Below are 4,395 nucleotides of genomic sequence, written 5' to 3' on the forward strand. Positions count from 1 at the left end.
CACCGGCGGCAGCGGGGCGTTGCTGGACGTGGACAGCTACACCTTCACCGGCCCGGGCGTCGGCACCGGCGGGCTCGGGCGGCACCCGGCCTAGTGCTGGTGCCCGGCGTGGTCGTGGTCGTCGTCGAGCTCCAGGAACGGGTGCTCGTCGAGCCGACCGACCAGCCGGTCGTCGGCAGCCGGCTGGAACGGGCCAACCGCGTCGTCGTCGTCGAACGACTCCAGGTCGACCGGGGTGCCCACCTCGCTGACCATCACCACCCCGTCGAGCGGCTCCAACTCGGGGACGTCCAACGCGCCGAGCGAGCCGTCACCACTCTGCAGCAGCTCCAGCACCGCCTCGCCCACGCCCTCCACGGGCGCCGGCTCGTCGTCCTCCGGGGTGCCCTCGCGGCGGGCCGCCTCGGCCACCCGCAGCAGCGCGGCGACGCTCGGCACCCGGTAGTCACGACGCTGACGCACCGAGATCACCCTGGGGTGCGGGTCGCTGGCCTCCGCGCCCTCGCCGCCGCCGAAACGCTCGTCGGCCTCGTCCGGGTCGATCGAGTCGACATCCCACGGCGTCACCTCGCCGAAGGCGTCGAGCAGTCGCTCGTCGTACGCGAAGGAGGCGTTGTTCAACGCCACGTACGCCTGCCAGACGTCGTCGTCGTCGACGCGGCCCTGCGCGGCGCGTACGGCAGCCAGGTGGTGGCGGGCCGCTTCGATCACCCGCTCGAGAGCGGCGTCCAGCTCACCATGCTGGTCGGTCATGTGGGGCAGTCCCTTCACGTTGGGGAGATTGCGCGCCGGCGGCCACCGCCGGACACGACTAGCAGGTGCGGAGGAACCGGTCGAGAACCCGCACGCCGAACTGTAGTCCGTCCACCGGAACGCGCTCGTCGATGCCGTGGAACAACGCCGAGAAGTTCAGGTCGGCGGGCAGCCGCAGCGGGGCGAACCCGAAGCAGCGGATGCCGAGCTGCGAGAACGCCTTGGCGTCGGTGCCGCCGGAGAGCATGTACGGGACCGGCCGCGCCCCCGGGTCCTCCGCGCGCAGGGCCGCCGACATGGCCTCGACCAGGTCACCGTCGAAGGTGGTCTCCAGCGCCGGCTGCCGCTGGACGTACTCGATCGCGATGTCCGGGCCGACCAGCTCGCGCAGCTGCCGCTCCAGCAGCTCGGACTGCCCGGGCAGGCTGCGGCAGTCGATGGTGGCGGTGGCCCGGCCGGGGATGACGTTGTCCTTGTAGCCGGCGCTCAACCGGGTCGGGTTGGCGGTGTTGCGGATGGTCGCGCCGATGATGTTGGCGATGGGACCGAGCTTCGCGATGGCCGTCTCCGGGTCGTCCGGGTCCAACTCGATGCCGAGCAGGTCGGAGACCTCGGTCAGGAAGGCCCGCACGGTGTCGGTGACGACCACTGGGAAGCGGTGCCGGCCGATCCGGGCGACCGCCTCGGCGAGCGCGGTGACGGCGTTGTCGTCGTGCATCATCGAGCCGTGCCCGGGGCGGCCCTTGGCGTGCAGCCGCAGCCAGTCGATGCCCTTCTCGGCGGTCTCGATGAGGTAGAGCCGCTGGTTGTCGTTTACCGAGTAGGAGAAGCCGCCGACCTCGCCGATCGCCTCGGTGCAGCCGTCGAAGAGGCCTCGGTGGTTGTCCACCAGGAAGCGCGCCCCGTAGTCGCTGCCCGCCTCCTCGTCTGCGGTGTACGCGAGCACGATGTCGCGCGGGGGGCGTACGCCGGTGCGCTGCCAGTGCCGGACCACGGCGAGCACCATCGCGTCGAAGTCCTTCATGTCGATGGCGCCCCGGCCCCAGAGGTAGCCGTCGCGCAGCTCGCCGGAGAACGGGCCCACCGACCACTCGTCGGCGTCGGCGGGCACGACGTCCAGGTGGCCGTGCACCAGCAGCGCGCCCCGGCTCTGGTCGGTGCCCGGGATGCGGGCCACCACGTTCGCCCGGCCCGGGGCGGACTCGTGCAGGACGGACTCCACGCCCACCTCGGCGAGCTTCTCCGCCACGTACTCGGCCGCGCGGCGCTCGCCGACGCTGGTGTCGTTGTCACCGGTGTTGGTGGTGTCGATGCGCAGCAGGTCGCGGCAGAGGTCCACGACCTCTGCGGTGGGGTCGGGCAGGGCGGAGGCGGCATCGCTCGTCATCGCCTCTTCATACCAGCCCGTGCCGCTCGACAGGCCGGCGCGGGTGGACGCATCGACGGGTCGGTTTCGCGTTGGTCGCGTTCGGGTACCGCCGCCCACGACCGAACGTCCCTGCCGGAGCTTCCGCCCGCCAGTCGAGGAGGGCACCATGTCCGCTGTTCCCCTGCCGCCGCTGCCGCCCGCGCCCGCACCCGAGGAGGGTTACCGACCCGCCGGTCGCAGCATCGCCGACATCGTCGACCGGGAGCACCGGCAACTGCTGGCGCTGCTGGACCAGCTCTCCGGCCCGGCGACCACTCCGCAGGAGGGGTTGGCGGTGCTCACCGCCGCGCTGTCGCGGCACCTGTCCGCCGAGGAGCAGTACCTACTGCCGGCGGTCCGCGCGGCGCTGCCGGCGGCCACCGAGCGGGTGGACGCGGAGATCAACGCCGACGCGGCTCTGCTGAGCGCTCTGAAGGGGCTGACGGACGAGGCGCTGACCGCTGTCGCCGAGCGGGTCCGCCGGCATGTCGACGGGGTGGGCGCGCTGGTCACCGAGCTGCGCGCTGTCGCGACCGAGGAGGAGCTGATCCGGCTGGGCAACCGGTTGGAGATCGCAGAGGAGGCCGCGCCGACGCGACCGCACCCGGGCACGCCGGCCACCCCTCCGTGGAACCGGATCGTGGAGCCGGCGGTCGGGGTGGTGGACAAGGTCCTCGACGCGGTGACCCGGCGGCCGACGTACCTGGCGGACCTGCCGGAGCCCCCGCGCGACCGGTGACCGGCGACCGCCGGCAATGCATTCATTATCACCGATCCGCTTGGGCTATTCCGCCAGCAGACGCGTAGTCCTACCGTCACCCTATGAACCTGGAGCTGCGTCACCTGCGGGTGGTCTGCGCGATCGCGGAGACGGGAAGTGTGACGAAGGCGGCCTCGGCGCTCGGCCTGGCCCAGCCGGCGCTCACCGCCCAGCTCCAACGCATCGAACGGACGCTGGGCGGCCCGCTGTTCGACCGGGACCGGCGCGGGGCTCGACCTACCGCGCTCGGTGAGCTGGTGCTGGCCCGCGCCCGGGTGCTGCTGCCGGCGATGAAGGGGCTGCAGGACGAGGCGGCCCGGCTGGCCGGGGCGGGCGACACGCCGCCGTGCTACCGGTTCGGTGGGGTGAACAGCCCGATCCTGGGTCGGCTGGTGCACCGGTTGGCGGCCGAGCAGCCGCCCGCCCAGATCACCACGTACGCGTCCTGGTCGGTGGACGAGTTGGCGCAGTTGGTGGCCGGCGGTCGGCTGGACTTCGCGCTGGCCGGCGTGTGCGGCGACGCCAGTCCGTCGGCCGGGTTCGGGTTGAGCTGGCAGGAGGTGGCCGTCGACCCGGTGCTGGTGCTGCTGCCGGAGACCCATCCTCTCGCGGCGCAGGACGAGGTCCGCCTGGCCGACCTGCGCCACGAGCAGTGGGTCGCCGCGCCGGGTGACGGCTGCTTCGCCGACTGCTTCGCCGCCGCGTGTGCCCGCGCCGGCTTCACGCCCAGGAAGGTGTACGAGACCGACATCCGCGGCTGCGTCGACCTGGTGGAGGCCGGCGTGGCGGTGGCCCTGTGCCAGGCGACGTTCCGCCCGGTGAGCGGTCTGGTCACCCGTCAACTCGCCGGGACGCCGCTGCGCTGGCGGCTGCTGCTCGGCTGGCATCCGGACTCTCCCGCAGCCCAGGGCGCGGAGCTGGTGCTGGGAACGGCCAAGGCGGCCTACGTCGACTCGTTGGCGCCGCACCCGGCGTACCTGGCCTGGCTGCCCCGCAACCCGGGCTTCGGCGTCCGGCACCCCACCGGGGTACGGCCGGGCTGAGCTGCCGGTATTCCCGGCCGCTGGCGGTGCGAACCGCCGTGGGCCGGGTATCTGGCGGACATGACCGACCTCTACCCGCCCGCCGACGACCGCGAACTGCTGCGCCAGGCTGCTGCCGCGCACACCGCCGCCACCCGCGAGGTGGAGGCGTTCCTGCGCCGCCTGCCGACGGTGCCCGACCCGGCCGACGTGACCGAGTACGCGAACCTGCTCACCCGGGAGGACCAGACCCGGGGCGACCGGGACGCCGCCGCCGACGCGGCGGGTCTGACCATCGCCAGTCTGGAGCCCGACCAGGGCCAGTAGCGCGCCGCGACGGTGCCGTCCCGGGTTCGGGACTGGCGCGGCGGGCACCGCCGGTTGGTTGGTGGCCATCATCGCGGTCGGCGCCGGGGTCATCTGGCACCAGTCCGCGCCCGAACGGCGGCGAC

5 protein-coding genes are annotated in these 4,395 nt (G+C 73.2%); 3 read left to right on the plus strand and 2 right to left on the minus strand.

Annotated elements, in window-relative coordinates:
- Nucleotides 1-90: 90 nt before the first annotated feature.
- Nucleotides 91-753, minus strand: coding sequence for a hypothetical protein (locus AB0C20_RS35305; RefSeq protein WP_091408864.1), 663 nt, complete (start codon nucleotides 751-753; stop codon nucleotides 91-93).
- A gap of 58 nt (nucleotides 754-811) precedes the next feature.
- On the minus strand, nucleotides 812-2,140 hold the full coding sequence (locus AB0C20_RS35310; RefSeq protein ID WP_357186709.1) for a M20/M25/M40 family metallo-hydrolase: 1,329 nt from the start codon (nucleotides 2,138-2,140) through the stop codon (nucleotides 812-814).
- A gap of 148 nt (nucleotides 2,141-2,288) precedes the next feature.
- On the opposite strand from AB0C20_RS35310, the gene AB0C20_RS35315 reads away from it, so the two are divergent.
- From AB0C20_RS35315 to AB0C20_RS35325, 3 genes are all read left to right on the plus strand, one after another.
- On the plus strand, nucleotides 2,289-2,900 hold the full coding sequence (locus AB0C20_RS35315) for a hemerythrin domain-containing protein (protein WP_357186712.1): 612 nt from the start codon (nucleotides 2,289-2,291) through the stop codon (nucleotides 2,898-2,900).
- An 83-nt stretch (nucleotides 2,901-2,983) separates the two neighbouring features.
- Nucleotides 2,984-3,964: a LysR family transcriptional regulator gene (locus AB0C20_RS35320; RefSeq protein WP_357186715.1), complete on the plus strand. Its 981-nt coding sequence runs from the start codon at nucleotides 2,984-2,986 to the stop codon at nucleotides 3,962-3,964.
- 60 nt (nucleotides 3,965-4,024) lie between these two features.
- Nucleotides 4,025-4,270: a hypothetical protein gene (locus AB0C20_RS35325; RefSeq protein ID WP_238646958.1), complete on the plus strand. Its 246-nt coding sequence runs from the start codon at nucleotides 4,025-4,027 to the stop codon at nucleotides 4,268-4,270.
- The last annotated feature ends 125 nt before the right edge of the window (nucleotides 4,271-4,395 follow it).

This window comes from Micromonospora sp. NPDC048843, assembly GCF_040649965.1.
Classification (GTDB): Bacteria; Actinomycetota; Actinomycetes; order Mycobacteriales; family Micromonosporaceae; genus Micromonospora; species Micromonospora hortensis.

Coding starts and splice junctions, on each gene's coding strand:
- AB0C20_RS35325 (WP_238646958.1), top strand. CDS start 4,025: ATGACCGACCTCTACCCGCCCGCCGACGACCGCGAACTGCTGCGCCAG.
- AB0C20_RS35305 (WP_091408864.1), bottom strand. CDS start 753: ATGACCGACCAGCATGGTGAGCTGGACGCCGCTCTCGAGCGGGTGATC.
- AB0C20_RS35310 (WP_357186709.1), bottom strand. CDS start 2,140: ATGACGAGCGATGCCGCCTCCGCCCTGCCCGACCCCACCGCAGAGGTC.
- AB0C20_RS35320 (WP_357186715.1), top strand. CDS start 2,984: ATGAACCTGGAGCTGCGTCACCTGCGGGTGGTCTGCGCGATCGCGGAG.
- AB0C20_RS35315 (WP_357186712.1), top strand. CDS start 2,289: ATGTCCGCTGTTCCCCTGCCGCCGCTGCCGCCCGCGCCCGCACCCGAG.